Below are 25687 nucleotides of genomic sequence, written 5' to 3' on the forward strand. Positions count from 1 at the left end.
CCCCGCATCAAGCCCTTCCGGTCCCGCAACCCGATCGCCGTCGGCGCGGTGACCGCGCTGGTCATGGCGCTGATCGGCAGCGCGACCTTCTTCTCCGGCGACCTGCCGTTCATCGGCGGCGGCACCACGTACCGGGCCGAATTCCACGAAGCCGCCGGGCTCAAGCCGAACGACGAGGTCCGCGTGGCCGGGGTCAAGGTCGGCGAAGTCACCGACGTGCGGCTGGCCGGCGACCACGTCGAGGTGCTGTTCCGGGTCCGGGACACCTGGGTGGGCAACCGGACCACGGCGGCGATCAAGATCAAGACGCTGCTGGGTCAGAAGAACCTCGTGCTCGACCCGGTCGGCAACGGCGAGCTGAACCCGGACCAGCCGATCCCGGCCGAGCGCACGAGCTCGCCCTACGACGTCACCGAGGTGTTCAACGACCTGGCGAGCACCGTCGGGGCGATCGACACGAACCAGCTCGCGCAGGCGTTCCGCGTCCTGTCCGACACGCTCGGCGCATCGGCACCCCAGGACGTCAAGACGGCGTTCACCGGCGTCGCCGCACTGTCGCAGACGCTGGCTTCCCGCGACGAAGAGCTGGTCAAGCTGTTCCGCAACACCAACCAGGTCTCGAAGACGCTCGGCGAACGCTCCGGCCAGATCCAGGCGCTGATCCGCGACGGCAACACCCTGCTCACCGAGCTCAACGCGCGCAAGGACGCCATCGCGAAGCTGTTCACCGGCATCAAGAACCTCGCGATCCAGCTGCGCGGGCTGGTCGCGGACAACCAGCAGACCCTCGGCCCGGCGCTCGACCAGCTCGACCGCGTGGCGACCGTGCTGCAGCAGAACCAGGGGAAGCTGGAGGACAGCCTGCGCCTGGCCGGCCCGTTCTACCGGCTGCTCGGCAACGCCGTCGGCAACGGCCGGTGGATCGACACCTACATCTGCGGGCTCATCCCCACCGGCACCACGCCGGGCAGCTGCCTGCCACCGAAGAACGGGGGACGCTGATGGCGCACCGGGAAGCCGCACTTTCACGTGAAAGTGCGCCACTCGTCGATCTGGGGGCGCGGGCGCGATGGCGGACCCGGCTGCGGGCCCTCACCCTCGGCGTCGTGCTGGCGCTCGTCGTCTCGGCCGCGTGGCCGATCGCGACCGCGCCCGGCGAGCGGACGCTGACCGCGTACTTCAGCGCCGCCGTCGGCATCTACCCGAACTCGGACGTCCGCGTCCTCGGCGTCCCCATCGGGTCGGTGTCCAAGGTGGAGCCGAACGGCACCGACGTCAAGGTGACCATGACCCTGCGGCCCGACGTGCAGGTGCCCGCCGACGCCGGCGCCGTCGTCATCACCCCGAGCCTGGTCGCCGACCGGTACGTGCAGCTCACGCCCGTCTACCACGGCGGGCCGGAGCTGGGCGACGGCGCGTCGATCCCCCGGGAGCGCACCGCGACCCCGGTCGAGGTCGACGACCTGCTGCACAGCCTCAACCAGCTGATGGCGGCCCTCGGCCCGCAGGGCGCCAACAAGGACGGCGCCGTCAGCGAAGTCCTGACCCGGTCGGCGGACTACCTGAACGGCACCGGGCAGACCATCGGCCAGGCGATCAAGAACCTCGGCGAGTTCGCCCGCACCGCGAGCGACTCGAAGGACGACCTGTTCACCTCCGTCGACAACATCAGCAAGTTCACCGCGATGCTCGCCGCCAACGACGGCGAGGTGAAGCGGGCCATCGCGCAGATCGCGTCCCTCAGTGAAGTACTGGCCGCCCAGCGCGACCAGTTCTCCGGCGCGCTCACCGAGCTGACCCAGGCGCTGACCGTCGTCCAGGGGTTCATCAAGGACAACCGCGGCAAGGTCCAGTCCGATGTGGACAAGCTCGCCGACGTCACGAAGGTGCTCGTGAACCAGAAGGACTCCCTCGCCGAGGCGCTCGACGCGGCCCCGAACGCCCTGACGAACCTCCTGGGCGCCTACGACCGGGCGAACGGGACCATCGACGGCCGCGGCAACCTCCTCGAGTTCGCGGAGCCGAAATGAAGTCACCGGTCAAGCTCGCCGCGGTGGTGGCCCTCGTGCTGGTCACCACCGGCTGCGGCAGCGGGGTGAGCGTCTACGACATCCCGCTGCCCGGCGGCGCCACCCTCGGCGACCACCCCATCCACGTCACCGCGAGCTTCACGAACGTGCTGGACCTGGTGCCGCAGTCCGGGGTCAAGGTCAACGACGTCCCGGTCGGCCAGGTCGTCAAGGTCGAACTGGCCCCCGACGGGCGCAGCGCGCGCGTCGACCTGCTGCTCAACGGCGACGTCGACCTGCCGGGCAACGCCGTCGCCCGGCTGCGGCAGGCCAGCATCCTCGGCGAGAAGTTCGTCGAGCTCGCCCCGCCCGACGACGCGACGCCGTCGGGACGGCTCCTCGACGGCGCGACCATCCCGCTGGACCGCTCGACCCTGACCCCGGAGATCGAGGAGGTGTTCGGCGCACTTTCGCTGCTGCTCAACGGCGGCGGCGTGGCGCAGGTCCAGAACATCAGCCACCAGCTCAACGACGCGCTCGGCGGCAAGGAGACCGCGGCCCGCGAACTGCTGTCCAACCTGGACACCTTCGTGCAGGGCCTCGACGAACACCGCAGCGAGATCACGCGGGCCATCGAGAGCGTCAACAAGCTGGCGGCGACCTTGAACGCGCACACCGACCAGATCACCACGACGCTCAACGGCCTGACGCCCGGCATCGGCGTCCTCAACGAGCAGCGGGAGGCGCTGGTCGGGATGCTCAAGTCCCTGGACGGGCTCACTTCGGTCGCCGTCGACACGGTCAACCGGAGCAAGGACGACCTGGTCGCCGACCTGAAGGCCCTCGAACCGCTGCTGCGGCGGCTGGCCGACTCCGGGGACAAGCTGCCCAAGGCGATGGAGCTGATCTTCACCTTCCCGTTCCCGGACGCGGCCCTCGACACCATCCGCGGCGACTACCTCAACGGCTTCCTCAAGGCGGGCCACTGATGCTGACCCGGTTCGTGCGCGCCCAGGTGACGATCTTCGTGGTCATCGCCGTCGTCGGCGTCGCCTACGTCGGGGCCACCTACGCGGGGCTCGACAAGGTCTTCTTCGACCGCGGTTACACGGTCAGGGCGCAGTTCCCGACCGGCGGCGGCATCTTCACCAACGCCGAGGTCACCTACCGCGGGGTGCCGATCGGCCGCGTCGGGGAACTGCGGCTGACCCCGGCCGGGATGGAAGCCGACCTCAAGATCGACTCGGGCACCGCACCGGTCCCGGCCGACACCGAAGCTGTCGTCGCGAACCGCTCGGCCGTCGGCGAGCAGTACGTCGACCTGCGGCCGCGCACCGACGGTGGCCCGAAGCTGCAGGACGGCTCGGTGATCACCCAGGCCGACACGAAGATCCCGCTGCCGGTCGACGTCGTCTTGTCGACAGTGGACTCCTTCGCCGCGTCGGTGCCCAAGCCCGCGCTGCGCACGGTCGTCGACGAGCTGTACAACGCGACCTCCGACGCCGGCCCGGCGCTGGACCAGCTGATCGGCCGCGGCATCGAATTCGTGCAGGCGGCGAGCGCGCACGTGGCGCCGCTGACGCGGTTCGTCACCGACGCGCACACGGTGCTCGACACCCAGGTGCAGCAGGCCGGCGCGATCCGCAGCTTCGGCGCCAACGCAAAACTGCTGGCGTCGACGCTGAAGCAGTCCGACGGCGACCTGCGCACCCTGATCCCGGCGGTGCCCGCCGCCGCGAACGAGGTCGGCGCGCTGATCCGCGACGCCGGCCCGGAGCTGGGCGTGCTGCTGGCGAACCTGCTGACCACCGCGGACGTCCTGGAAACCCGCCAGGACGGCATCCGGCAGCTGCTGATCACCGCGCCGCAGGCGGTCGCCGCGGGCAGCGCGATCGTGCGGCCGGACGGCGTCCACATCGGGCTGTCGCTGACGTTTTTCGATCCACCGCCGTGCACCACCGGGTACACGACGCCGTACCGCAACGGCCTCGACACGTCGGTCCGCCCGCTGAACACGGCCGCGCGCTGCGCGCTGCCCAAGGGCGACCCGACGAACGTGCGGGGCTCGCAGAACGCACCGGGAGGACGGCCGTGAAGATCTTCGCGTGGCTGGCGCCGGCGGCCGCGGTGTGCGCGACCGCCGTGGCCGGGTGGTCGGGGTTCACCTGGTGGCAGGCGGCGCACGACGACGGCGTCGCGCGCGCGGTCGTCCGGGAACAGGCACTGCAGGCGGGCCGGACGGCCGTCGCCGGGCTGACCACTTTGGACTACCGGCAGGCCGCGCCGGGCTACCAGCACTGGCTGGACCTCTCCGGCGGCGCGTTGCACGACGAGCTCGCGGCCGGCCGCCAGGGCAGCCTCGACCGGATCGCCCAGGCCAAGACCGTCACCACCGGCAAGGTGACCGACGCCGCGGTGACCGAAGTGGACACCGGGGCGGGCACGGCGAAGCTGATCGCCTCGGTCGAGCTGGTCGTGGCCCCGGACGGCGGGGACGCCGTGACCAAACGCAACCGGTTCCAGGCCGACCTGACCCGCGGGCCGGACGGCTGGCGCGTCACCGGGCTCGGCCAGGTTCCCGCCGGGGAGGCACCGTGAAGACAGCGACGAAGAAACGCCCGGTGAAGGTGGCCGGCCGCCACCACGAGGACCCGGACTCTCGTGAGTGGCAAGGCGGGTTAGAACCCGCTTTACCACTCACGACCACCGGGCCACGGCGGCGGGTGCGGGTGGTGCTTGCGGTGGTGGCCGCGCTCATGGCCGGTCTCGCGGTGTGGTTCACGCTCGAGGCGCGGAGCACGAACGCCGTCGTCGCGCACAACGCGGCCCTTTCCGACGTCGCCGGGACCGCGGACGCCGGGAAGCAGATCGGTGCCGCGCTCGGCACGGTCTTCTCCTACCGCTACGACGACCCGGCCAAGAGCGAACAGGCGGCGAAGGACGTCCTCACCGGACCCGCCCTCGCGCAGTACGAACAGCTCTTCGGCCAGGTGCGCAAGCTGGCCGCCGACCAGAAGCTCGTGGTCACCTCCACCGCCGTCGCGTCCGGGGTGAAGCTCCTGGACGGTGACCGGGCGGCGGTGCTGGTGTTCCTCGACCAGACCGGCACGAGAGGCGACGGGCAGCGCAGCACCGGCGCCGCCCAGCTGAGCGTCACGGCCGAGCGCGTCGCCGGGAAGTGGCGCGTCACCGGGATGTCCGCCGCCTGAGGATGCGCGAGGAACCCATGCTGACGACCCTCTCGAAGCTGCTGACCCGCCGCGCCGCGGTGGCGGGCGAGGAGACGGCGATGACCTGGCCCGGCACCCGCGTCACGGTGACCTGGGCCGAGCTGGACCGCCGGGTCACCGCCGTCGCCGCGGCCCTGCGCCGGGTCGCCGAGCCGGGGCAGCGGGCGGCGATCTTCGCCGCGCCGTCACCCGGCTACGTCGTCGCGTTCCTGGGCGTGCTGCGGGCCGGCCTGGTCGCGATCCCCGCCGGACCGGACCACCGGGCCCGCGTCCTCGCCGACGCCGAGCCGTCGATCGTGCTCGCGACCGCGGACACCGTGGCCGCGACCCGGCGCTTCCTTTCCACTTTGGACACCTGCGGGCACCGCGTGCTCGCGGTCGACGCCGTCCCGGACGCTCCCGGCTTCGCCGAGGTCCCGCGTTCGCCCGAGGACGTCGCCTACCTGCAGTACCCGGGCGGGGTGATGGTCACGCACGCGAACATCGTGGCCAATGCGCGGCAGGCGGCTCAGGTGCTGGGACGGCGCGTCGTCGTCAGCAGGCTGCCGCCGAGCGATCCACTGGGCCTGCTGCTCGGGGTGGCCGTGCCGATCGTCGCGGGCCTGCCGGCGGTGCTCGGCGAGGACCTCCCCGCCGATCCGGCGGGATCCGGCACGCTGGTGCGCGCCGACGACCCGGACCTGGACCGGCTCCGGGCCGCGTTCGCTCCCGGGGTGCTGCGGACGTGTTACGTCGTCGCCGAAGCGACCGCGCTGGTCGCTTGTGGACAGCCGGCCGGCCAGCGGGTTGCGATCGTCGACCGCGACGGACGGCGGGTGCCCGCGGGCGAAGCCGGCGAAATCTGGGTGAGCGGGCCGAACGTCGCCCGTGGCTACTGGAGACGGCCCGAGGAGTCCGCACGGGTCTTCTGCGCCCTCATCACCGGTGACGACGAGCCGCGGTGGTGGCTGCGGACCGGTGACCAAGGCTTCCTGGACCCTTCGGGAGAGCTGTGCGTGACCGGCCGTGGTCTCGTCGCCGGACATCGCCCGGAGGAGCTCGAAGCGACGGCCGAGCAGGCGCACCCGGCCATCCGGCCGCGTGCGGCCTCGGCGTTCACCGTCCCCGGGGGCCAAGCCGTGGTGGTGCTGGAGCTGGCCGACGGCGCCGTCCCGCCGCGCGGCGAGGTCGAACGGGCGGTGCGGCACGCGGTGTCGGCGCGGCACGGGCTGACGTTGCGCAGAGTCGTCGTGCTCCAGTCCTCCCTCGGGGACGGCCTGTGGTGACCGGGCCGGCGGAACGTGCGCTGTCGCCGGGCGTCCCGTTCGCCACCACGTCCTTCGAGGTGACCTGGCCCGAGGTGCCGCTGCCGCCGGTTCCGGCGGCCGGGCCGGGCGCGTGGCTGCTGCTCACCGACGAGCATCCGGCGGCGCTCGGCCGGGCCGTCGCGCTCGCACTGACGCTGGCCGCGGCGGGCGACGAGGCGCTTTCGCTGCCGCGCGACGACCTCGACGAGCTGCCCGGGTTCCTGACCGGGAGGGCGGTGCGCGGCGTCGTCTTCCTCACCGGGTCGCCGTACGCCTACCACGACCCGGAGGCCGCCCAGGAGCTGCTGCTTTCGGTGCTGGCGGTGGTCGACCGCCTCGGCCCCGGCGTCCGGTTCCACCTGCTCACGCAGTCGGGCGGCGAGCCAGGGCTGGTGTTCCTGCGCGGGCTGGTGCGGGTGCTGGCGGTCGAACGGCCGCAGCTGCGGGCGAGCCTGGTCGACTTCGACGCCCGGTCCGATGTGGACGTCCTGGCGCGTGAGCTGCGGTCGGACGCCTCGGACGACGAAGTGTGCTGGCGACACGACGTCCGGTACGCGGCGCGGCTGACCCGCGTGCCGTGCGTTCCCGACGTGCCGGCCGGGCCGGGCGCGTACGTGGTCACGGGCGGGCTCGGGCCGTCGGCCGCGCGGTGGTTGGCGGACACGGGGGCGACCCGCATCGTCCTGTGCGGACGCCCCGCCGCCGGATCGCCCGATGCGGACGTGGTGGTGATCCCCGGGGACATCGCCGAGCCGGGCGTGGCGGAGCGGCTGGTGTCGGCCGCGACGGCGGACGGCCTGCCGCTGCGGGGGATCGTGCACACGGCGGGCGTGCTCGCCGACGACACCGAGGCCGGCTGGCGGCCCCGGGTGCTCGGCGCACGACGGCTGCACGAGGCGACCGCGGACACCCCGCCGGACTGGTGGCTGCTGTGTTCGTCGGCCACGGCGTTGTTCGGTGCCCCGGGCGGCACGTCCCGCGCCACGGAGGACGCCTGGCTGGAGGCGTTCGCGGCCTGGCGCCGCTCCCGCGGTCTGCCCGCCACGATCGTCCAGGTCGCCGCCGGCCGCCTCCTCGCCCTGCCCCGCCCTTACTTCTCCGCCCTCTGAGCCGGCCCGTCAGGGGAGGGTGGCGCGGAGGGCGAGGATCATCTCGAAGCGGTCGTCCGGGTTGCGGAGGTGGTCCGCGAACAGGGTTTCCAGCTCCTGGGCCCGGGCGCGGACCGTCTGCGGGTGGATCGCGAGGCGGTCGGCGATCTCGCGGACGTTGCCGCACGTCTCCAGCCACGCGAGCAACGTGTGGGCCAGCCGGTTGTACTGCTTCGGGGTCAACGCCGTCAGCGGGGCGAGCCGGCGCCGGGACACCTCCGTGACGAGGAACGGCTCCTTGCGCAGCCACAGCGTCGCGAGGTGGTCTTCGCACCAGGTCAGCGGCTCGTCCGGGAGCACTTCCGCCGCCACCAGGCGCAACGCCTCCTGCGCCGTCGCCAGCGACCGGCCCGCCTGCCGCGGCGGCACCGGCGGCCCCACCGCGGCCCGGTGCCCGGCCAGCGCCGCGGCCAGCGCGTGCCGGTCCGCGGGCGCGGGCAGCAGCAGCCGCGGGGTGCCGTCTTCGAGGTCCTCCAGCGCCTCCAGTGTCTCCAGCCCGGTGACCTCGGCGGGCCCGTCGAGGGCCACCGCGACGAGCCGGTGCGGCAACGGCCACTCGGCCGCCGTCGCGGCTTCCTGGACCGTCCGCGACGGCGACGGCGGGTCCGCCAGCAGCAGGTCCAGCAGCCGGCGTCGCCGTCGTTCCAGCGCGCCCGCTGCCCGTGCCTGCGCCGCCGCGTGCCCTTCGATCGACAGCGCGGACAGTTCGTCGATGTAGGCGAAGATCGCCTCGGCCAGCAGGCACAGCGTTGCCGACGGCACGCCGGCCCGCGTCCCCACCTCGGCCATCCGCCGCCAGGTCACCCGCGCGCCGACCCGGTAGGCGGCCTGCAGGACGTCGAGGTTGCGGCCCTGCGCGAGCTCGTGCACGCCGAGCCCGACGAACACCTGCCGGCGCTCGTCCGGCACCGGGCCGGACGCGGCGATCCGGTCGATGAACTGCAGGATCGCCGCCTGGACGCCGGTCCGCAGCGCCTTGCCGAACGCGCCGTCGAGGGGCCGCGCGTAGTCCGGGATGGTCCGCTGGATCTCGCGCAGCACCTCGTCGGCGACGTCCAGCAGCCGCGGCCGGAACACCGCGGCCAGCTCGCGGGGGAGCATGGCCCACAGCTGTCCCGGCCGGCCGTCGCCGCCGAGCATCGGTCCGAAGTTCGTTTCGACGGGCGGTCCCGTCATCGCCCACCCCATTGTGGAAGAGGAGTCAGGAACCGAGGAGAGCCTCCGCGCGCAGCGCGATCTCCATGTCGAGCCGGTCGTCGGCGTTGTTGAGCCGGTCGCCGAACAGGTCGATGAGCTGGTGCATGCGGTACCGGACGGTCTGCGGGTGCACCTTGAGCTTCTTCGCGATTTCGGGGGCGCTGCCGCGGGACTGCAGCCAGATCAGCAGCGTCTCGCCGAGCCGTGCCCGCTGCTTCGGCGTGAGGTCCTCGAACGGCTTGAGGCTCCGGGTGCACAGCTCGCGGACGAGGAACTCGTCGGACAGCAGCCACAGCGTGGACAGGTGGTCGGTGCAGCGCGTCACCGGCGAATCCGGCAGCACGCCGCGCTGGAGCAGCTTCAGCGTGCGGCGCGCCCAGAGCAGCGACCGCGGCGCGTCGGTGAGCCGCACGGTCGGGCCGATCACCGCGCGCCAGCCCGGCAGCCGCTCGGCGAGGTTCTTCAGGTGCCGGTCCGGGTCGCCGGTGACCAGGCACGGCTCACCGCCCTCGAGGTCGACCAGGACGTCGGAGTGCAGGTCCGGCGCGATGGTGTGCTGGTCGGTGCGGGGTTCGAGGGCGACGACCGTGACCTCGGCGGGCAGGGGCCACTGCGCGGTGGCGGCCTGCGCGGTGATGGTCTGCGGCGCGGACGGCGGGTCGGCGAGCAGCAGCTCCAGCAACCGTCGCCGGCGGCGGGCGCGGGTGCCCGCCGCACGCGTCTGCGCCGCCGTGTAGCCCTCGATCGAGAGCGCGGAAATCTCGTCGACGTAGGCGAAGATGGCTTCGGCGCTGGTGCAGAGCGTGTCCGCGGAGAGGCCGGCGCCTTGCCCGAACTCGCTGATGTGCCGCCACGCGACCCGCCCGCCGACCCGGTAGGCGGTCTGCAGGCAGTCGAGGCTGCGGCCCTCGTTGAACTCGATCTTGCCGAGGTTGCGGAACACGGTCGTCCACGTCTCGAGCGGCACGGCACCGGGCGTGCCGACACTGTCGAGGCACTGGATGATCGACTGCCGGACACCCTGCGTGATGATGTGCCCGAACGCGCCTTCGAGCGGCTGGCGGTACTCGGGCACCGCCCGCTGGACCTCCTGCAGGATCGCGCGGGCGAGCGGGTCGACCCGCGGCTTGAAGCGGACCGCCAGCTCGCGGGGCAGCGACGCCCACAGCCCGATCGCGCCGGAGGCGCGTCCGTGCCGGGGTTCCGCCGGGGTGCGCGGGGCGGGTGGGTAGGCGGGCCGGGGCCGGTCGGCCGACACGGACTGCTGCCGGTAGGCCGGTCCGGGAGTGCGCTCGCCGGGGTTCGGCCGTCCGGCCCGCAAGGCGGGGGCGGCGAACCCGGTGTCCACGTCGGTCATGTGATTTATCCTTGCTGGCAACAAAATCGGCCTCGTCGGCGGGGACGCCGATCCGGTTTTTGTGGCTCAGGCAACATAATTTCGCGCGAACGGCACTGTCAACGGGTTCTCCGCTGACTTTGCGGTAACCCGTCCGGACTACACCCGAACGGGTGGAACGTCGCGAGGGGAGGTGACACTTCCGGCGCGTGCGCATGGTGCGCGCGTGACAACTTTTCAGAGGGCTCGATCTTGGGCTGTCAGCCGCGTGACGATGTCGTCGAGCGTCAGGCGGGCGGGCGCGGTCTCCGAGACGAACTCGTTCAGCAGCGCGCAGAACCGGTCCGGGTCGGCCACGTGCGGAAAGTGTTTCACGTTTTCCAGCACCGTCAAGCGGCTGTCCGGCAGCAGTTCGGCCGTCCGGCGCCCGTGCGCCACCGGGATGAGCGGGTCGCGCGCGCCCCAGACGAGCAGCACCGGCACCGATTCGGCCAGGTAGAGCTTGTCCACGGCGCTCGCGCGCTGGCCGCGCAGGTCGATCAGGCTGCGCGCGATGAACAGGAACGCCCGCCGCCGCGCGGGATCGGCCAGCGAGCCGAAATGCCTGAGCAGCTCCCGTGTTTCGATTTTCAACGACCCGCCGAGCCGCCGTCCGAGCCGGGCGGCCGCCCGCGCGATCGCGAGCGTCACCCGGTTGACGGCCAAGGCCATTGTGGCCGGTGCGCCGGGCAGGGCGGCGGCCCGCAGCACCGGGCTCACCTCCGGCCCGAGGCCGGCGCTGCCGACCAGGACGAGGCGGTCGCACAGTTCCGGGAACTGGTAGGCGAACTGCAGCGCGATGCCCCCACCGAGCGAGTGCCCGACGACGGTCGCGTGCCGCACCCCGGACACCGCAAGCACGTCCCGCACGGTGCTCGCCATCGCGCCGAGGCCGTAGTCCGCGCGGGGTGCCTCGGATTCGCCGTGGCCGGGCAGATCGGGCGCCAGCACGCGGCGGCCGAGCCCGGCGCACCGCTCCAGCACCGGCGCCCAGGTTTCGGCGCTGCCCGCGATCCCGTGCAGCAGCACGATCGCTTCGTCGCCGGCACCCGCGGGTGGCACGTGCTCGTGCAGCCGGATCCGGCGGCCGTGCAGGGTCAGGTTCTTGACGGTCATCGGCGCCCTTTCTCGCGAACCCGAAATTAGGGCATCCGACTGCTGCCGCCGATGTGGTGAAGGCCACCACCTCGAATCATCGCCACGTGCATGACAAGAAGGATTGCGGAAAGCCGGCGGCGGGTGCGGGTTTTCCCGGCGTCACCGGGAATGCGTATCGACATTCCGCCGGTATCCGGTAATCCTCGGAGGCATGGTCGCAATGACGCACCGGACGCGCTGATGTCCTGCCGCGCGAGTTTCCATTTCGGTCACCCGGCTCAGGTGCCACCCCGGCGGCGGCCGGGCCGGCGCTCGTGGCGGCGGGTGCTGCCGGTACCGATGAGCAGACTGGCCCAGTGCGCCGACCGCCCGGCAGAGCCACCGGCCACCCGGTCGGCGGCCACCCGGCCGGCGGCCGGGACGCGCGCCGGATGTGCCTGATCGCGCTGGTCGGGCGGCCGGTCACCGGGGCGCGTGCCAGGCGCGGCCGAGCGCCCCAAGCGCCCCAATGTGGCGTTCGGTGCGTTGGACGCGCCCAATGTGGCGTTCGGTGCGTCCAACGCAACCAACGCCACATTGGGGCGCTTGAGAGCTCGCCGGTCCGTCAGGTCTCCGGGGGCCGGTGGGCGCGCATCAGCCGTTGGGCGCGCAGCGCCAGCTGCATGCCCAGGCGGTCGTCGGCGTCCTTGAGGCGGTCGCCGAACAGCTCCTCCAGCTGGCGCAAGCGATTGCGGACCGTCTGCGGGTGGACGCCGAGGCGCTGGGCGATCTCCGGCGCGCCGCCCCGCGTTTCCAGCCAGGCCAGCAACGTCTCGCTCAGCCGGTCGCGCTGCTTCTCGCTCAGCGAGGCGAACGGGTCCAGGCTCTGGCGGGCCAGCTCGGCCGCCAGGAAGTCCTCCGCGAGCAGCCAGAGCGTGGCCAGGTGGTCGCGGCACCAGATGATCGGGCCCGGGATGTCCGGCCCGGACAGCAGCAGGGCCCGCCGGGCGGTGCGCAGGGCCGCCGGGGCGTCGGCCAGCGGCACCGTCGGGGACACCGCCGCGCGCCAGCCGTCGAGCTTGGCCGCCAGCGGGGTCAGGTCGGCGTCCGGGTCGCTGGTCAGCAGGTACGGCTGCGGGCCGTCCAGGTCGGCCAGGACGCCGTCGCCGAGCAGGTCCGCCGGGAAGTCCGCCGCGTCGGGGCCGCGTTCGAGGGCCACCATCGCCGCCGTCTCCGGCAGCGGCCAGCCCGCTCCGCCCGCCAGGCCGGCGATGCTGCTCGCGGCACCCTCCGGCGCACCGGCGATCAGCTCCAGCAGCCGCCTCCGCCGGACCGGGACGGCCCCCTCGGCCTCGGCCTGCGCCTGCTGGTACCCCTCGATCGCGGTGGCGCACAGCTCGTCGACGTAGGCGAAGATGGCCTCCGCGGCGACCGAGATGACGGCCGGATCGACCCCGGCGGCGACCACCGCGGGGTGCATCGCGCGCCAGGCGACCCGGGCCCCGACCGTGGCGGTGTCCTGCAGCGCGTCGAGGTTGCGGTCCTCGGTGAACTCCATCCGGCCGCGTTCGCGGTAGAAGTCGATCCAGCGCTCGTGCGACAGTCCCGGCTCGCCCATCGAATCGATGCAGTGCTGCACCGCGTACTCGACGCTCCGCACCAGCACCTTGCCGAACACGCCCTTGAGCGGCTGGCCGTAGGCCGGGACCGTGCGCTGCACCTCCTGGATCATCGAGGCCGCCGCGTGCCCGATGTGCGGGCGCAGGCCCGCGCCCAGCGTGCGCGGCAGCGAGGCCAGCAGACGGAAGCTGCGGTACTCGACCACCAATCCCCCTTCGAGTTCTGCGCCGAGCGTATCCGACGCAGGTGTCACGGAAAAATTAACGACCGGCTCCCTGAAAGGGTGACGCGGGTCAGTCCTTTTGACACGGACGGGTGGGCGTCCTACGCTCCGTGTCAGGTGGCGAAGTTATTTCTGACAGCCAATTCCCCGTGAGGACCGAATTCCCCATGCGCGGTTCCCCTGCTCCGGACGGTTCCGTGTGGTCCCGGCTGCCGCACGAGCTCGGGGACGCGGTGCGTCCGCGGATCCCGGAGATCGCCCGGGCCTGCATCGACGCGATCGCCGCCGAGATTCCGGAATATTCCGGGAGATTCGACCACGGGGCCGGGCGCGCCACGGCGATCGAGCTGGCGCGGCGCGGGATCGAGCGGGACGTCGACCGCGTCGGCACACCCGCGATGTGGCAGGCCGACCGGCTGGCCGGGTTCCGCGGCCACGGGCGCGACGCGTTCCACAATGGCCTCAGCCGCGAAGCCGTGCAGGCGGCTGTGCGCGTGTCGAGCCGGATCACCTGGCGGTGGATCGCCGACATCGGGCGCGAAGCGGGCCTCTCCGGTGACGTTCTGTACGGCGCCGCGGAGGGCATGTTCGCCGACGTCGAGACGTCGATGGCGGCCATCGCCGAGGGCTACAGCGCCGCGGAGGCGGCGGTCACCGGCACCGGCGAACGGCACCGCCGCCTCCTGCGCGCCGTGCTCGGCGGGGGCACACCGGCTGCGGAGACGTTCAAGGAAATGGACCGGCTGATCGCCGCGTCCGGGCTGCCGGCGCCGGAGCGGGTCGCGGCGGTGGCGTTCCGGGCGTTGCCGGGCGCCCCGGAGTTCCCGCCGGGCCTGCTCCCGGAGCACGTCCCGGCCGACCCGGCGGGCGACCCACCGGCGGCGCTCACGCCGGCCCCGGACGTGGACTTGATCGATTTGACCGGGCTCCCCCCGGGCTGGACGGCAGCGGTCGGCCCGCTGGTGCCCCCGGCCGAGGCACCGGAGTCGTTCCGGATCGCCCGCCGCGCGGTCGACCTGGCCGCCCGCGGCCTCCTCGACGCACCGGGCCCGGTGATCTGGTGCCGCGACCACGTGACGACGCTCCTGCTGCTCGCGGACGAGTTCCTGGTCGGCCAGCTGGCGACGACGACGCTGGAGCCGCTGGCCGGGCTGACCGGACGCCGCCGCGAGCAGCTGGCCGAGACGCTGCTGGCGCTGGTCCGGACCCGCGGCAGCGCGCCCGAGCTGGGCCGGCTCCTCGACCTGCACCCGCAGACGATCCGGGCCCGGCTCAAGAAGCTGGGCGAGCTGTTCGGGGAGCGGTTGGACGACCCCGGCGAGCGGTTGCGGCTGGAGCTGGCTTTGCTGGCGGAGCGGGCCCTGCCGGACCGCGGCTGAGCGACCCCCGTCCGCGAGCGCGCGGCAGGGCCGATCACCCCCTCCACCCGACCCGAACCGCCCTTCCACACGCCACTCCGGCTCTAGGCTGCCGGGTATGACCGGATTGCTCACCGAGCGGCTGCGGCAAGCCTCCGACAACGCCATCGCCCTGTGGACCACCCTTGCCCGCGCCCGCGGTGACGATGTGTTCCACCACCCCGCCTTCACCGCGATCGACGGCCGCCGGTTCCGGATCATGCTGCGGACCGATGCTCCGGACGCCGCCGCCGTTGCCGACCTCACCGAGCTGGCCCGAGCGCGGCGGGGTGACGGGCGGGCCGTCGTCGTCGAGGATCCCTTTCGGGTGCTCGACCTGGGGGCGCTCGGGATGACCGCCGGGCAGCTGCCGGTCATGGTGCGGGAGCCGGGCCCGGCTCCCGCACCCGACGGCGTCGAGCGCGTCGAAACCCCCGCCGAGCTGGCCGGAGCCGAGGATGTTGTCGTCCACGGTTTTCCGCTGGAGGAGTACCAGCCCTACCGGCCCGGCACCGTCTTCCCGCCCGGGCTCCTGGACCAGGCCACGGCGTTCTTCCGCAAGGGCACCGCGGGCGCTTGCCTCGCCATGGCCCACGGCGGTGTCGGCGGCGTCTACTGGGTGACGACGATGCCCGAGCACCGCTCGCGGGGCATCGGGCGGGAACTGATGCACGCGGTGTTACGGCACTTCGACGACCTGCCCGTCACGCTGACCGCCTCGCGGTCCGGCCGTCCGCTCTACGACAAGCTCGGCTTCGCCACCCTCGGCGACGCGAACTGGTGGCGCTGACGGGAACACCCACCGCCGGTAGCCGAACCAGCGGAACGCCGTCCCGGCCAGGGTGCCCAGCAGCATCCCGGCGACGAAGTCCGCGATTTCCTGCGTCAGGTACCCGACGTGCGGCACCGACAGGTGCAGCACGTACCGCGACACCAGCGCCGGCACGAGGTTCACCGCCACCGCGCCCGCGTTGACGGCGAGGAACAGCGTCGCCTCCCGCAGCCGCCCGTGCCCGGCTCGCCCGGCGAACGACCACCGCCGGGACAGCAGGTACGCGAACGCCGTCGAGACGACCGTGGCGATCGCGAGGGCCGTCACCGGCTTCTCACGGAACACGGTGAGCTTCAGGCTGTAGTCGCCCAGTAGGGTGACCCCGTACGCGGCCAAGCCGACGACGGCGAAGCGGAGCAGCTCTCGCGGCTCGGGCATGGTTCCTCCAGGTGACGCCGACAGGGTGGAGGTTTTCGATGGCACGCACGGGCGGTGAGGGCGAACTCCCCACGGTCGCCGAATTGGTGGATCTTTCGCAGACGAGGCCGCTGGTCATCCGCGGTGAACTCGACGCGAAGCTCGCCGACGAGCCGGCCACCGAACCGGAGCCCGCTCTCGATCCGCTGGCCGTGCTCGAAGCCGAGCTCGCCGCCGGGGAAGCCGACGAGGACGGGCGCCCGCGGGAGGCGCCGCCCGCCGACCGGTCCCGCCGCGCGAAGCCGTACGTCCTCGCCGCGGGTGCGGCCGTCGGGCTGGGGCTGGCCGCCGTGGTGCTGCTCCAGCCGCACCAGGTGGGCGGGACGGCCGTGCCGCCGCCCGGGGTGCCCGCGCCGGTCGTGCCGCCGCCTTCGAGCGAAGCGGTGGAGACCATGAGCGCCTCCGCCGCCGCGCCGCCGCCGCTGACCGCCGAAGTGCGGGACTCCCCGGTGGAGACGACGAGCGCGCCGGCCGCCGCGGGGCGCAAGCCCGCGCGCCCCGAGCCGGCGCCGGCGTCGACGCCACCGGAGGACCAGTGGCGCAACTACGTCAGCTCGGTGATCAGCTCGTGGCAGCACCCGCACGGCGGCCGGAACCGCTGACCGGCAGCGCCGCCCGGCACCCGGAACCGCTGACCGGCAGCGCCGCCCGGCACCCGGAACCGCTGACCGGCAGCGCCGCACGGCGGCCGGAACCGCTGGTCGCGGGCGCGGACAGCGGGCGCGGCTTGCCCCGCACCACCCGTACCGCGGCCGGAGCCGCTGATCAGCAGCTCGCCGTCGCCGGTTTCCCGGCGATGCGGTCCTTCACGAACGCCAGGACGTCGGCGTTGCCCGTGTAGACCAGCGTGATGTGGTCGGTGTCGTAGGTCTTCCACGTCTCCGGCACCCCGGCCGCGCAGTACGCCTTGTGCAGGCTGTCGGCCTGCGCGAACTGCACCAGCTGGTCGCCGGTCGCGTGGTAGAGGAACACCGGTACCCGGGGCGGGGTCCCGCCGAGCTTGTTCTCGTTCAGCCGCGCCACCCACGCGGGCTTGATGTAGCCCGGGCCGGTCGTGTAGTCCGCGATCTTCTGGTTCGCGTACGTCGTGAGCAGCTCGAACGTGCACGCGCTCTGCCGCATCTCGGCCAGCTTCGCCCGGCCGTTGTCGCTGAGGAACGAGTCCAGCTGCAGTTCGGGGTAGGCCTGGTCGAGGCCGAGCAGCGCGTAGGCGAACACGCCGAAGCCGGACTTGCCGTCGAGCTGGAGCGTCACCTGGACGAGGTCGGCAGGCACCCCACCGGCCGCGATGCCGACGAGGTTCAGCTCCGGCGCGTACGCCGGCTGCAGCTCACCCGCCCACGCCGCCGCGCCGCCACCCTGGGAGTACCCGCGGAACACGACCTTCGCCGACGCCGAGAGCCCGGCCGCGCCGAGCCGCTGGGCCGCGCGGACCGCGTCGATCACCGCGGGCCCTTCGGAGCGGCCCACGACGTAGGTCGTCTCCGGCGCGGTCCGGTACCCCTCGTAGTCCGGGACGGCGACGGCGTACCCCGCGTCGAGCAGGTCGTCGAGGCCGGGCTGCTCGTAGAAGGCGCCGATGCCGATCATCGCCGACGGCGTGCAGGCGAACGCCGGGCCGTGCGTGCCCGGGGCGAACGCGACGATCGGCGCCGTCGCGCGGTCGGCGGTCTTCGGCACCAGCACGGTGCCGGTGACCGCGTCGGGCTGCCCGAGCGCGTTCGTCGACAGGTACATCACCTGCCACGCGTCGACCGAGGCCTTGCGCGGGCCGGCGTTCGACGGCCGCCACCGCAGCACGTCACCCGGCTTGCCCGCCGGCAGCGGGGACGGCGGGGTGTAGAACGAGTCGTCGAAGGGCCCGGTCCCGCCCGGCGGGGGCGCGGCGGCGGCCGCGGGGGCGAACCCCGCGGTCAGGACCAGCGCCACCAGCGCGGCGAGCACGCGGCGGGCGGTCACGAGCCGGTCCCGTAGACGCGCTTGCAGGTCGCGGACTCGCTGAAGGCCAGGTTCAGCTCCGGGTTGGCCTTGAGGTCCTTGATCGGGCCCTCCGGGTCGGCCAGCTTGCCCATCGTCGCGTCGGCTTCGGCGATGACCTGGCGCAGGCTGGCCTGGTCGGTCACCTTCGCCTGCTCCATCCGGGTCTTCGTCTCGGCCAGCCGGGACCTGGTCTCGGCGAGGTTGCCGGTGGCTTTGTCCACAACGGACTGTCCATCCGGGACGGGCGGGACACCGGCCGTGCGGATCCCGCCCGCCATGTCCTCGAGCGCCGAGCCGAGGCGGCCGAGGAAGCCGACCATCGCGTCCCGCGTCTTCACCGGGTCGGCGTCGTCGACCGCCGGTGGCTGCGAGAGCTTCGCCGAGCCCGCGGCCACGCCGGTGCACACCTTGTCGACCCAGGCCAGCGCCGCGGGGTCGGCGTGGCGGCCCGGGTCGGGCGGGGCGTCCGAACCGCACGCGGCGCACGACAGAAGCGCGGCCACCGACATCGCGAGCACCGCGCTGTGCATTCTTTTCATGGGTTTCGAAGCTACGCGGCGCGCTCCGGGGCGAGCAAGGAGAGAATGACCGGTTGGCACGTGCATCAACATTGTTGCGGCAGTATTTGTCACGCGCGTCAGCGGTTCGCTGGTGCGGCTGTGCTGGGGAAACCTTCCCTAGCCTGCTAGGAACCCGGACGACGTGGCGTGCTGGTGTGACAATTTGCCGTGCCCGCGTGACCTTTTTACGTGAAGCCCTTGATCGGTGCCTGTTCCGCTCGTTAGCTTACCGTTCGGTAGCGATTTCCGGGCGGTGTAATTCCCAGGAAGTGCGCCGCCGTTTCGTATCACTGTTGATACACGGAAGGACCATCGTGAGTCACCCAAGAGGCAAGAAGAAGACGGTTGCGGCCACCGCGGCCGCGGGTGCGGTGGGGCTCGTCGCCACCGCTCTGCTCGTCGGGGCGCAGACCAGCGCCGCCGACCCGATCTCGCTGACGCTGAACTACCACTGCACGCTTCCGCTGGTGGGTTCGCAGTCGCTGAAGGTGGTGATCAACACCGACCTGCCGACCACGGTGAACACCGGACAGGCGACCGGCGCCTTCGACATCAAGGCCGTGTCCACGATCAACGCGGACACCGTCGCCGGCCTCAGCCTGATCGGGGCCACGACGATCGAGGGCACCGCGACCGCCGCCGCGACCGTCGCGGCGCCGAGCCTCAACCTGCCGGTCAACGTCCCGATCACGCTGGACAAGACGAACATCCCGGCGTCGGGTGAGCTGAACATCAACGCGGCGGGCAAGACGCCGTCGCTGACGTTCACCCAGGCCGGCCAGGCGAAGATCACCGTCGGCGACCTGCAGCTCAAGGTCACCCCGCGCAAGGCCGACGGCTCGGTCACCGGCATCACGCCGGACGGCACGATCGACGCGCCCTGCACCCAGGACGCGGGCCAGAACAACACCCTGGCCACGATCACCATCAACGGCGGTGGCGGGACGACGACCCCGCCGGTCACCACCCCGCCGGTCACGACGCCGCCGACGACCACCCCGCCGGTGACGACCCCGCCCACCACCACACCGCCGGGCGGGGGCATCAAGTACTCCTTCGGCATCACCGGGCAGACCGCGCTGAAGTCGCTCGGCAGCACCGCGCCGATCACCGGTTCGTTCGACGCCGACGTCAACCTGTCGGCCAAGACGTTCACCGGGAGCCTGCAGCTGAACCCGACGCACACCGACTTCAAGCTCTTCGGCTTCCTGCAGGGCAGTTCGGACGTCAAGGTCGTCCAGAACGGCCCGCAGACCGGTGAGCTGGTGGGCACCGGCTTCAAGGCGCACATCAAGTTCGACACGTTCCTCACCACGGTCAACCTGTTCGGCATCCCGATCAGCACCGACCCGAAGTGCGGCACGGTCAGCCCGTCGACCAGCGAAATGACCACCAGCGCCGACTTCGACCTGCTCAAGGGCGGCAAGCTGTCGGGCACCTACTCGCTGTCCGCACTGCAGAACTGCGGTCCGTTCAACGACATCGTCAGCGCCTTCGCCAAGAGCGACGGCAACTCGCTGGACCTCGTGCTCGCCAAGAAGTGACCCGAACTGCCGGCCCCCGCTGCGCGCCGAGTGCCGCGGCGGGGGCCGGTGCCATGCACACCGGAAGGGAGAGCCCGTGCGGAAAGCCCGGTCGTTGCTCGCGGCGGGCCTCGCCTGCCTCACCGCGCTCGCCGTCGCCGCGCCCGCGGCGGCGTCGACGCCGATCGACAAGAAGCTCAGCTTCACCTGCCCGTTCCCGCTGATCGGCCAGCAGCGGCTGGACGTGGCGATCAAGGCGTCGTTCGACGTCCCGGCGGCACCGGGCGGCACGTTCACCACATCGGATCTGGCGGTCTCGGTGACCGTGCCGGACAAGTCCACCCGCGGCCTGGCCCTGGTCGGCGCGGCGAGCATCGAAGGGACGGCGTCCGCAGGGGTGACGCTGGCCAACGGTTCGCTGACGCTGCCGCTGAGCCTGCCGCTGACGGTGGCGAAGACGGCCGTGCCTGCTTCGGGCCCGTTCACCACGCCGGCGACCGGCTCGGTCCCGCCGGTGCAGCTGCCGAACGCGGGGAAGACGACCCTCACGATCGGGGACTTCAGCGCCCGGCTCACGCCGAAGAAGGCCGACGGTTCGTTCACCGGGCTGGGCTCGTTCACCTCGGACTGCACGCTCGACCCGGGTCAGGACCCGGTGCTGCTGAGCTTCGACCTCGGCAGTGCGCCGACCCAGCACCGCTACGCCGTGGCGGGGTCGACGGCGGTGAAGGCGCTGGGCGCGGCCGCGCCGCTCACCGGGTCGTTCGCGGCCGGTCCGGAGTTCGCCTCGGCGTTCGACCGGACGCGGGCGGAGTTCAAGGTGTTCGGGGTCGTGCCCGGGTCCGCGGACCTGCAGTTCACCCCGGACGGCCCGCAGACCGGCGAACTCGGCGGCGGCGGGTTCGCCGCGCATTCGACGTTCGCGCTGACCTTGCCGCAGGTGACGCTCTTCGGGCTGCCGGTCGCCGACGCGGCCTGCCGGGCGAGCGCGCCCATCCCGGTCGACCTGCGGACGGGAAGCGGCTTCACGCTCGCGACGGGCGGCCCGGTCGCCGGCACCTACACGATCCCGCCGCTGACCGGCTGCGGCGCGTTCACCGCTTACCTGAGTTCGCTGGTCCAGGGCGGGGGGAACACGTTCGCGCTGATGTTGACCGCGCGCTGACCCCGCGCACGGCGGGCGCGCGACCGCTCAGGCACGGCGGAACATCAGCGTGAACCCGGCTCCCGAAAGGACCAGCGCGGCCAGGAACAACCCGCCGTGCACGACGTCGCGCGCCACGACGTCTCCGACGAGCTGCGCCACCAGGTTCACGACGCCGGCACCGCCGGCGACCGCCAGTACCGGACGGGTGCCCCCGACCCCGCGGTACGCGGCGAAGACGAGCGCTGCCCAGAGCCCGGCGCCGACCGCGAACACGAGCACCGCGACCGGGAACGGGACGGCGCCGGTGATCGCGGTGTGGCTGCCCGTCAGGCGGCCGGCCAGCGTCCCGAGGAACCAGCACACCGCCGCACCCCACCAAGCGCGGGCGGCGGACAGGGCCATTCACGCAGCGTAGGCGCGGACTGGCCGGATCCGGCACGGTCGGCACCCGAACCGTTACCGAGCCGGTGGCACACCGGGTGCTATAAAACGCTACCCCGGTGGGACCGTTTCCCGGCCGTAGGCGGCCGCCGCCGGTGCCGCTAGGGTTGATCGTCCGGATGTGCTGGCTCGAACGCAGCCGAAGGGGAGACGCCGGTGACCGCCGCGCTCGACTCATCGTGGGATCCCCGCACGCGCCTGCGGGTGCTCCTGATCGAGGACGACGACGGTGACGCGCTGCTGGTCGAGGAGATGCTGGCGGACACGTCCGTGCCGTACACGCTCGAACGCGTCGAAACGCTCTCCGCCGCGCTGAGCGGCCCGCTGACCGCCGACTGCGTCGTGCTCGACCTGCAGCTGCCCGACGCCGTGGGGCTGACCGGGCTGACCAAGCTCGGGCAGCACGCGCCCGGTGTCGCGGTGGTGGTCCTGACCGGGCAGCACGACCAGGCCACCGGCGTCGCCGCGGTCGCCGCCGGCGCGCAGGACTACCTCGTCAAGGACCAGGTCGACGGGCCGCTGCTGGTGAAAGCGCTGCGCTTCGCCCGCGAACGCAAGCGCGCCGAGCAGGTCGAGCAGCAGTTCCTCCAGCAGCAGCTGCTCGCGCGGGAGAACGCGCGGCTCGAACGCGGCCTGCTGCCCAGCCCGCTGCTGCGCGACCCCCACCTCGACCTGGCCGCCCGCTACCGGCCCGGCCGCAACGGCTCCCTGCTCGGCGGCGACTTCTACGACGCGATCGAGCTCGCCGACGGCACGGTGCACATGATGATCGGCGACGTCTGCGGGCACGGCCCGGACGAAGCCGCGCTCGGCGTCGCTCTGCGAATCGCGTGGCGCTCGCTCGTGATGGCCGGCCTGCCGATGCCCGACGTGCTCAGCATGGTCGAGCGGGTCCTGGTGCACGAGCGGATCGAGCCGCTGTTCGCCACCGTCTGCATGGTCGTCGTCGCGCCGGACCGAAGATCCCTGCGCCTCTCGCTGGCCGGGCACCTGCCGCCGCTGCTGCTCACCCCCGGCGACGGGCACCTGCTCTCCGGGGAACGCCTCGGCGTCCCGCTCGGCGTCGTCGAGGGCGCCAAGTGGGACTCGCTGGAAGTCCCGCTGGAGCCGGGGTGGTCGCTGCTGCTGTACACCGACGGCGTGTTCGAGGGCCGCGTCGGCGCCGGGGCCGAGCGGCTGGGCCACGAACGGATGGCCGCCCTCGTGCTCGACATCAAGCACGGGACCGGGATCGACGGCCGGGCCCTGCTCGACGAGCTGATCGCCCGCGCCGAACGGCTCAACTCCGGCCCGCTCGACGACGACGTCGCTCTTGCCCTGCTCAGCCACGACCCGGGAGACACCGCCGATGAGCGCTGACGCACGAGGCTGGCCGATCCGCCGCTGGCTGGCCGTGCTCGCCGTCGGAGAGACGGTGCTGCTGCTGGCCGCGCTGGTCGCCGGCGGGATCGCGCTGAACAACCTGACCGACGCCCGCGCCCGCCTGCTCGACGTGATCGCGCCGCAGCGCCTGGCCGCGACGCAGCTGTCCACCGCGCTGCTGAACCAGGAAAGCGGGGTCCGCGGTTACCAGCTCGGCCGTCAGCCGGCGTTCCTGGTGCCCTACACCGACGGGGTCCGTGCGCAGGCCGACGCCGTCACGCAGCTGCGGCAGCTCGGCGCGGTCCCCGGCACCCGGATCGGCGACGACCTGGAAGCCGTCCTCCGCGCGGCGGCCGCTTGGCAGCAGGCGGCCGCGCCCGCCGTCGCCCCCGCCGCGCCACCGGTCACCCCGGCCCAGGTCGAACGCGGCCGGACGCTGTTCGTCGAAGTGCGCAGGGCGCTCGACACCCAGCTCGACCACCTCGCCGCGATCCGCGACGCCGGCCGCGCGGACCTGGACTCGGCGGCGGCCTTCCTGAACGCGATGTGCGTCGTCGTCGCCGTGCTGGTCCTGCTGCTGTTCGGGATGCTGTTCTTCGGCCTGCGGCAGGTCATCACCCGGCCGATCCTGCGGCTGGCCGGCGAGGTCCGCCGGGCCGCCGACTCCGACGTCCACCACCCGGTGCACGGGAGCGGGCCGCGCGAAATCGTGCAGCTCGGCGCCGACGTCGAGGCGATGCGGCAGCGCATCCTCGACGAGGTCGCCGAGCTGGAGGAAGCGCACGCGCTGCTGGACCGGCGCACGCAGGAGGCCGAGCGGTCCAACGCCATGCTGGACCGGCGTACGCGCGAGCTGGAACGGTCCAACGCCGACCTGGAGCAGTTCGCCTACGTCGCTTCGCACGACCTGCAGGAGCCGTTGCGGAAGGTGGCCAGCTTCTGCCAGCTGCTCCAGCGGCGCTACCAGGGCCTGCTCGACGAGCGCGGCGAGCAGTACATCGAGTACGCCGTCGACGGCGCGAAGCGGATGCAGGTGCTGATCAACGACCTGCTCGCGTTCTCCCGGGTCGGCCGGAAACCGGGCGAACACGTCGTCGCCGACGCGGGCGCGCTGGTCGACGACGCCGTCGCGAACCTCGAGGTCGCGGTGTCGCTCAGCGGCGGCAAGGTCACCCGCGGCGACCTGCCCCGGGTGCGCGTCGAGCCGGCGCTGATGACGGCGGTGTTCCAGAACCTCATCGGCAACGCGCTGAAGTTCAAGGGCGACACCCCGCCGGAAGTGAAGGTCACCGCCGAGCGCGACGGCGAAGACTGGGTTTTCGCCGTGTCGGACAACGGGATCGGCATCGAGGCGGAGTACGCCGAGCGGGTGTTCGCCTTGTTCCAGCGGCTGCACACGCGCACCGCGTACCCGGGCACCGGCATCGGCCTGGCCCTGTGCCGCCGGATCGTCGAGCACCACGGGGGCCGCATCTGGCTCGACACCGAAGCCGCGGACACGACGTTCCGCTTCACCCTGCCGGCCGACGAGGATAATGGGGACGCATGACCCAGGCGCCCGCTCCGATCGACATCCTGCTCGTCGAGGACGACCCGGGGGACGTGCTGATGACCCGGGAGGCGTTTGCGCACCACAAGATCCGCAACCCGCTGCACGTCGCGGCGGACGGCGTCGAAGCGCTCCAGTTCCTCAAGCGCGAAGGGCCGTTCCTCGAGGCGCCGCGGCCGGGGCTGATCCTGCTCGACCTCAACCTGCCCCGCAAGGACGGCCGGGAGCTGCTCGGCGAGATCAAGGAGACTCCCGGGCTGCGCACCATCCCGGTGGTCGTGCTGACCACGTCCGAAGCGGAGGAGGACATCCTGCGCAGCTACGAACTGCACGCCAACGCCTACGTCACCAAGCCGGTCGACTTCGAAAAGTTCGTGGAGGTGGTCCGGAAGATCGACGACTTCTGGGTCACGGTGGTGCAGCTGCCGCACCGGTAGCCCTTTGGCGGGGAGTGCGGCACGATGGGTGGCCGTGCCCCCTTCCACACCGGATCTCCCCGCCGCCGACCTGGCGGTCACGCTCGACTGGCGGGGCCGGGCCGCGGTCCTGGGCGTGGCGGGCGAGATCGACTTGGTCAGCGCCCCGGAGTTCGGGGACGTCGTCGACGCGGTACTGGCCGGCGAACCGGAGAAGCTGGTGGTCGACCTGCGCGAGGTGACGTTCTTCTGCTCGGCCGGGCTGCAGGTGCTCGCGTCGGCCCACCGCAGGCTGGCCGAGCGCGCGCTGCGGGTCGTGAGCGATTCCGCGGTGACGTCGGGACCGCTGCGGACGACCGGGCTCGACACGTGGATCGCCGTCCACCCGACCGTCGACGAAGCACTCCAGTGAGGCGGGTGAGGATGCCGGAACCGTTCCGCTGCCACGGCGTGCGCGCGGTGCCGGAGGTCCTGCGCCGTCTCCGCCACGAACTGATGGCGTGGGTGCTGGCGGCGGGCGTCGACGAAGGCCGGGCCGGAGACATCGTGCTGGCCAGTTACGAGGCGCTGGCGAACGTGGCCGACCACGCCTACGACGGTTCGGGCGAGGGGCTCGTCGACGTCGACGCCTCGGTCGCGCCCGGCCGGCTCGAGGTGGTGATCACCGACCACGGCCGGTGGCGGACGCCGGTGCCGGACCCCCGGCCGGTTTCCCTGCGGGGCCGCGGGTTGCTGCTGCTGCGGGCGAGCGCCGACCAGGCGGACATCTCCTCCGGCGCTTCCGGCACGGTCGTGACGCTGACCTGGGACCTGGACCCGGTCCACCCCTGACCCCGATTCCCCTCCGTGTACGCGAGCGAAACCCGCTCCGGGTCTCGGGTGTTCCACGCGTCTTCGG

General features: G+C 72.7%; 26 protein-coding genes. 18 read left to right on the plus strand and 8 right to left on the minus strand.

The annotated features are described in order from the left end of the window. Positions 1–6: 6 nt before the first annotated feature. The 8 genes from Q5425_RS15205 to Q5425_RS15240 all read left to right on the plus strand — a co-directional run bounded on the left by Q5425_RS15205 (position 7) and on the right by Q5425_RS15240 (position 7634). Positions 7–1002 carry an MCE family protein gene (locus Q5425_RS15205; RefSeq protein WP_308672885.1) on the plus strand — a complete coding sequence of 332 codons (996 nt, stop codon included), beginning with the start codon at positions 7–9 and terminating at the stop codon, positions 1000–1002. Further along, complete coding sequence (locus tag Q5425_RS15210) at positions 1002–2030, plus strand: MCE family protein (RefSeq protein WP_308672849.1); 1029 nt, start codon at positions 1002–1004, stop codon at positions 2028–2030. The genes Q5425_RS15205 and Q5425_RS15210 overlap by 1 nt, the downstream gene beginning before the upstream one ends. Then, positions 2027–2998, plus strand: a complete 972-nt coding sequence (locus Q5425_RS15215) for an MCE family protein (protein WP_308672850.1) — start codon at positions 2027–2029, stop codon at positions 2996–2998. Before Q5425_RS15210 ends, Q5425_RS15215 begins: the two co-directional genes overlap by 4 nt. Then, positions 2998–4104 (plus strand): MlaD family protein, encoded by a 1107-nt coding sequence (locus Q5425_RS15220; protein WP_308672851.1) that lies wholly within the window; start codon positions 2998–3000, stop codon positions 4102–4104. The genes Q5425_RS15215 and Q5425_RS15220 overlap by 1 nt, the downstream gene beginning before the upstream one ends. Then, positions 4101–4607: a hypothetical protein gene (locus Q5425_RS15225; protein WP_308672852.1), complete on the plus strand. Its 507-nt coding sequence runs from the start codon at positions 4101–4103 to the stop codon at positions 4605–4607. Before Q5425_RS15220 ends, Q5425_RS15225 begins: the two co-directional genes overlap by 4 nt. A 125-nt stretch (positions 4608–4732) precedes the next feature. Beyond that, positions 4733–5218, plus strand: coding sequence for a hypothetical protein (locus Q5425_RS15230; protein ID WP_308672853.1), 486 nt, complete (start codon positions 4733–4735; stop codon positions 5216–5218). A 17-nt stretch (positions 5219–5235) separates the two neighbouring features. Continuing rightward, positions 5236–6504, plus strand: a complete 1269-nt coding sequence (locus Q5425_RS15235; RefSeq protein ID WP_308672854.1) for an AMP-binding protein — start codon at positions 5236–5238, stop codon at positions 6502–6504. Continuing rightward, positions 6501–7634 carry a KR domain-containing protein gene (locus Q5425_RS15240; protein WP_308672855.1) on the plus strand — a complete coding sequence of 378 codons (1134 nt, stop codon included), beginning with the start codon at positions 6501–6503 and terminating at the stop codon, positions 7632–7634. The genes Q5425_RS15235 and Q5425_RS15240 overlap by 4 nt, the downstream gene beginning before the upstream one ends. A 9-nt stretch (positions 7635–7643) precedes the next feature. Here the strand turns inward: Q5425_RS15240 and Q5425_RS15245 are convergent, their stop codons facing one another. The 4 genes from Q5425_RS15245 to Q5425_RS15260 all read right to left on the minus strand — a co-directional run bounded on the left by Q5425_RS15245 (position 7644) and on the right by Q5425_RS15260 (position 13150). Further along, entirely contained in the window at positions 7644–8849 is a 1206-nt protein-coding gene (locus Q5425_RS15245; RefSeq protein WP_308672856.1) for a helix-turn-helix domain-containing protein, read from the minus strand. Positions 8850–8874: 25 nt separating this feature from the next. Then, complete coding sequence (locus tag Q5425_RS15250) at positions 8875–10227, minus strand: helix-turn-helix domain-containing protein (protein WP_308672857.1); 1353 nt, start codon at positions 10225–10227, stop codon at positions 8875–8877. Between the two features lie 216 nt (positions 10228–10443). Continuing rightward, positions 10444–11361 carry an alpha/beta hydrolase gene (locus Q5425_RS15255; protein ID WP_308672858.1) on the minus strand — a complete coding sequence of 306 codons (918 nt, stop codon included), beginning with the start codon at positions 11359–11361 and terminating at the stop codon, positions 10444–10446. Positions 11362–11947: 586 nt separating this feature from the next. Beyond that, positions 11948–13150 (minus strand): helix-turn-helix domain-containing protein, encoded by a 1203-nt coding sequence (locus Q5425_RS15260; protein WP_396135175.1) that lies wholly within the window; start codon positions 13148–13150, stop codon positions 11948–11950. Positions 13151–13332: 182 nt separating this feature from the next. Between Q5425_RS15260 and Q5425_RS15265 the strand changes: the two genes are divergently transcribed. Further along, on the plus strand, positions 13333–14544 hold the full coding sequence (locus tag Q5425_RS15265) for a helix-turn-helix domain-containing protein (RefSeq protein WP_308672860.1): 1212 nt from the start codon (positions 13333–13335) through the stop codon (positions 14542–14544). Positions 14545–14641: 97 nt separating this feature from the next. After that, positions 14642–15352: a GNAT family N-acetyltransferase gene (locus tag Q5425_RS15270; RefSeq protein ID WP_308672861.1), complete on the plus strand. Its 711-nt coding sequence runs from the start codon at positions 14642–14644 to the stop codon at positions 15350–15352. On the opposite strand, the gene Q5425_RS15275 is transcribed toward Q5425_RS15270, so the two are convergent. Continuing rightward, positions 15242–15772, minus strand: a complete 531-nt coding sequence (locus tag Q5425_RS15275; protein ID WP_308672862.1) for a GtrA family protein — start codon at positions 15770–15772, stop codon at positions 15242–15244. The genes Q5425_RS15270 and Q5425_RS15275 overlap by 111 nt on opposite strands. A 38-nt stretch (positions 15773–15810) precedes the next feature. On the opposite strand from Q5425_RS15275, the gene Q5425_RS15280 reads away from it, so the two are divergent. Further along, positions 15811–16413 carry a hypothetical protein gene (locus Q5425_RS15280; protein ID WP_308672863.1) on the plus strand — a complete coding sequence of 201 codons (603 nt, stop codon included), beginning with the start codon at positions 15811–15813 and terminating at the stop codon, positions 16411–16413. Positions 16414–16576: 163 nt separating this feature from the next. Here the strand turns inward: Q5425_RS15280 and Q5425_RS15285 are convergent, their stop codons facing one another. Together Q5425_RS15285 and Q5425_RS15290 are read right to left on the minus strand one after the other, a co-directional pair. Further along, on the minus strand, positions 16577–17770 hold the full coding sequence (locus tag Q5425_RS15285) for a lipase family protein (protein WP_308672864.1): 1194 nt from the start codon (positions 17768–17770) through the stop codon (positions 16577–16579). Continuing rightward, positions 17767–18330 carry a hypothetical protein gene (locus tag Q5425_RS15290; RefSeq protein WP_308672865.1) on the minus strand — a complete coding sequence of 188 codons (564 nt, stop codon included), beginning with the start codon at positions 18328–18330 and terminating at the stop codon, positions 17767–17769. The genes Q5425_RS15285 and Q5425_RS15290 overlap by 4 nt, the downstream gene beginning before the upstream one ends. Positions 18331–18665: 335 nt before the next feature. Here Q5425_RS15290 and Q5425_RS15295 point away from each other — a divergent pair, with 335 nt between their 5' ends. Then, positions 18666–19895 carry a DUF6801 domain-containing protein gene (locus tag Q5425_RS15295; RefSeq protein ID WP_308672866.1) on the plus strand — a complete coding sequence of 410 codons (1230 nt, stop codon included), beginning with the start codon at positions 18666–18668 and terminating at the stop codon, positions 19893–19895. 76 nt (positions 19896–19971) lie between these two features. Then, positions 19972–21039, plus strand: coding sequence for a DUF6801 domain-containing protein (locus Q5425_RS15300; protein WP_308672867.1), 1068 nt, complete (start codon positions 19972–19974; stop codon positions 21037–21039). 27 nt (positions 21040–21066) lie between these two features. Here the strand turns inward: Q5425_RS15300 and Q5425_RS15305 are convergent, their stop codons facing one another. Further along, positions 21067–21423 (minus strand): hypothetical protein, encoded by a 357-nt coding sequence (locus Q5425_RS15305; RefSeq protein ID WP_308672868.1) that lies wholly within the window; start codon positions 21421–21423, stop codon positions 21067–21069. 195 nt (positions 21424–21618) lie between these two features. Here Q5425_RS15305 and Q5425_RS15310 point away from each other — a divergent pair, with 195 nt between their 5' ends. The 5 genes from Q5425_RS15310 to Q5425_RS15330 are packed head-to-tail and all read left to right on the plus strand — an operon-like array spanning position 21619 to position 25620. Then, complete coding sequence (locus tag Q5425_RS15310; protein WP_308672869.1) at positions 21619–22821, plus strand: SpoIIE family protein phosphatase; 1203 nt, start codon at positions 21619–21621, stop codon at positions 22819–22821. After that, a complete protein-coding gene (locus Q5425_RS15315; RefSeq protein WP_308672870.1) occupies positions 22811–24373 on the plus strand; it encodes an ATP-binding protein in 1563 nt (520 codons plus the stop codon). Before Q5425_RS15310 ends, Q5425_RS15315 begins: the two co-directional genes overlap by 11 nt. Continuing rightward, positions 24370–24810, plus strand: a complete 441-nt coding sequence (locus Q5425_RS15320) for a response regulator (RefSeq protein WP_308672871.1) — start codon at positions 24370–24372, stop codon at positions 24808–24810. The genes Q5425_RS15315 and Q5425_RS15320 overlap by 4 nt, the downstream gene beginning before the upstream one ends. 34 nt (positions 24811–24844) lie before the next feature. Then, entirely contained in the window at positions 24845–25201 is a 357-nt protein-coding gene (locus Q5425_RS15325) for an STAS domain-containing protein (RefSeq protein ID WP_308672872.1), read from the plus strand. Between the two features lie 11 nt (positions 25202–25212). Continuing rightward, complete coding sequence (locus Q5425_RS15330) at positions 25213–25620, plus strand: ATP-binding protein (RefSeq protein ID WP_308672873.1); 408 nt, start codon at positions 25213–25215, stop codon at positions 25618–25620. Positions 25621–25687 lie beyond the last annotated feature (67 nt).

This window comes from Amycolatopsis sp. A133 (genome assembly GCF_031082405.1).
Classification (GTDB): Bacteria; Actinomycetota; Actinomycetes; order Mycobacteriales; family Pseudonocardiaceae; genus Amycolatopsis.

Excerpts from the sequence above, each read along its gene's own strand:
- Q5425_RS15280 (WP_308672863.1), top strand. The coding sequence starts at position 15,811 with ATGGCACGCACGGGCGGTGAGGGCGAACTCCCCACGGTCGCCGAATTG.
- Q5425_RS15245 (WP_308672856.1), bottom strand. The coding sequence starts at position 8,849 with ATGACGGGACCGCCCGTCGAAACGAACTTCGGACCGATGCTCGGCGGC.
- Q5425_RS15210 (WP_308672849.1), top strand. The coding sequence starts at position 1,002 with ATGGCGCACCGGGAAGCCGCACTTTCACGTGAAAGTGCGCCACTCGTC.
- Q5425_RS15255 (WP_308672858.1), bottom strand. The coding sequence starts at position 11,361 with ATGACCGTCAAGAACCTGACCCTGCACGGCCGCCGGATCCGGCTGCAC.
- Q5425_RS15315 (WP_308672870.1), top strand. The coding sequence starts at position 22,811 with ATGAGCGCTGACGCACGAGGCTGGCCGATCCGCCGCTGGCTGGCCGTG.
- Q5425_RS15270 (WP_308672861.1), top strand. The coding sequence starts at position 14,642 with ATGACCGGATTGCTCACCGAGCGGCTGCGGCAAGCCTCCGACAACGCC.
- Q5425_RS15305 (WP_308672868.1), bottom strand. The coding sequence starts at position 21,423 with ATGGCCCTGTCCGCCGCCCGCGCTTGGTGGGGTGCGGCGGTGTGCTGG.
- Q5425_RS15250 (WP_308672857.1), bottom strand. The coding sequence starts at position 10,227 with ATGACCGACGTGGACACCGGGTTCGCCGCCCCCGCCTTGCGGGCCGGA.
- Q5425_RS15290 (WP_308672865.1), bottom strand. The coding sequence starts at position 18,330 with ATGAAAAGAATGCACAGCGCGGTGCTCGCGATGTCGGTGGCCGCGCTT.
- Q5425_RS15275 (WP_308672862.1), bottom strand. The coding sequence starts at position 15,772 with ATGCCCGAGCCGCGAGAGCTGCTCCGCTTCGCCGTCGTCGGCTTGGCC.
- Q5425_RS15320 (WP_308672871.1), top strand. The coding sequence starts at position 24,370 with ATGACCCAGGCGCCCGCTCCGATCGACATCCTGCTCGTCGAGGACGAC.
- Q5425_RS15265 (WP_308672860.1), top strand. The coding sequence starts at position 13,333 with ATGCGCGGTTCCCCTGCTCCGGACGGTTCCGTGTGGTCCCGGCTGCCG.
- Q5425_RS15330 (WP_308672873.1), top strand. The coding sequence starts at position 25,213 with ATGCCGGAACCGTTCCGCTGCCACGGCGTGCGCGCGGTGCCGGAGGTC.
- Q5425_RS15220 (WP_308672851.1), top strand. The coding sequence starts at position 2,998 with ATGCTGACCCGGTTCGTGCGCGCCCAGGTGACGATCTTCGTGGTCATC.
- Q5425_RS15235 (WP_308672854.1), top strand. The coding sequence starts at position 5,236 with ATGCTGACGACCCTCTCGAAGCTGCTGACCCGCCGCGCCGCGGTGGCG.
- Q5425_RS15215 (WP_308672850.1), top strand. The coding sequence starts at position 2,027 with ATGAAGTCACCGGTCAAGCTCGCCGCGGTGGTGGCCCTCGTGCTGGTC.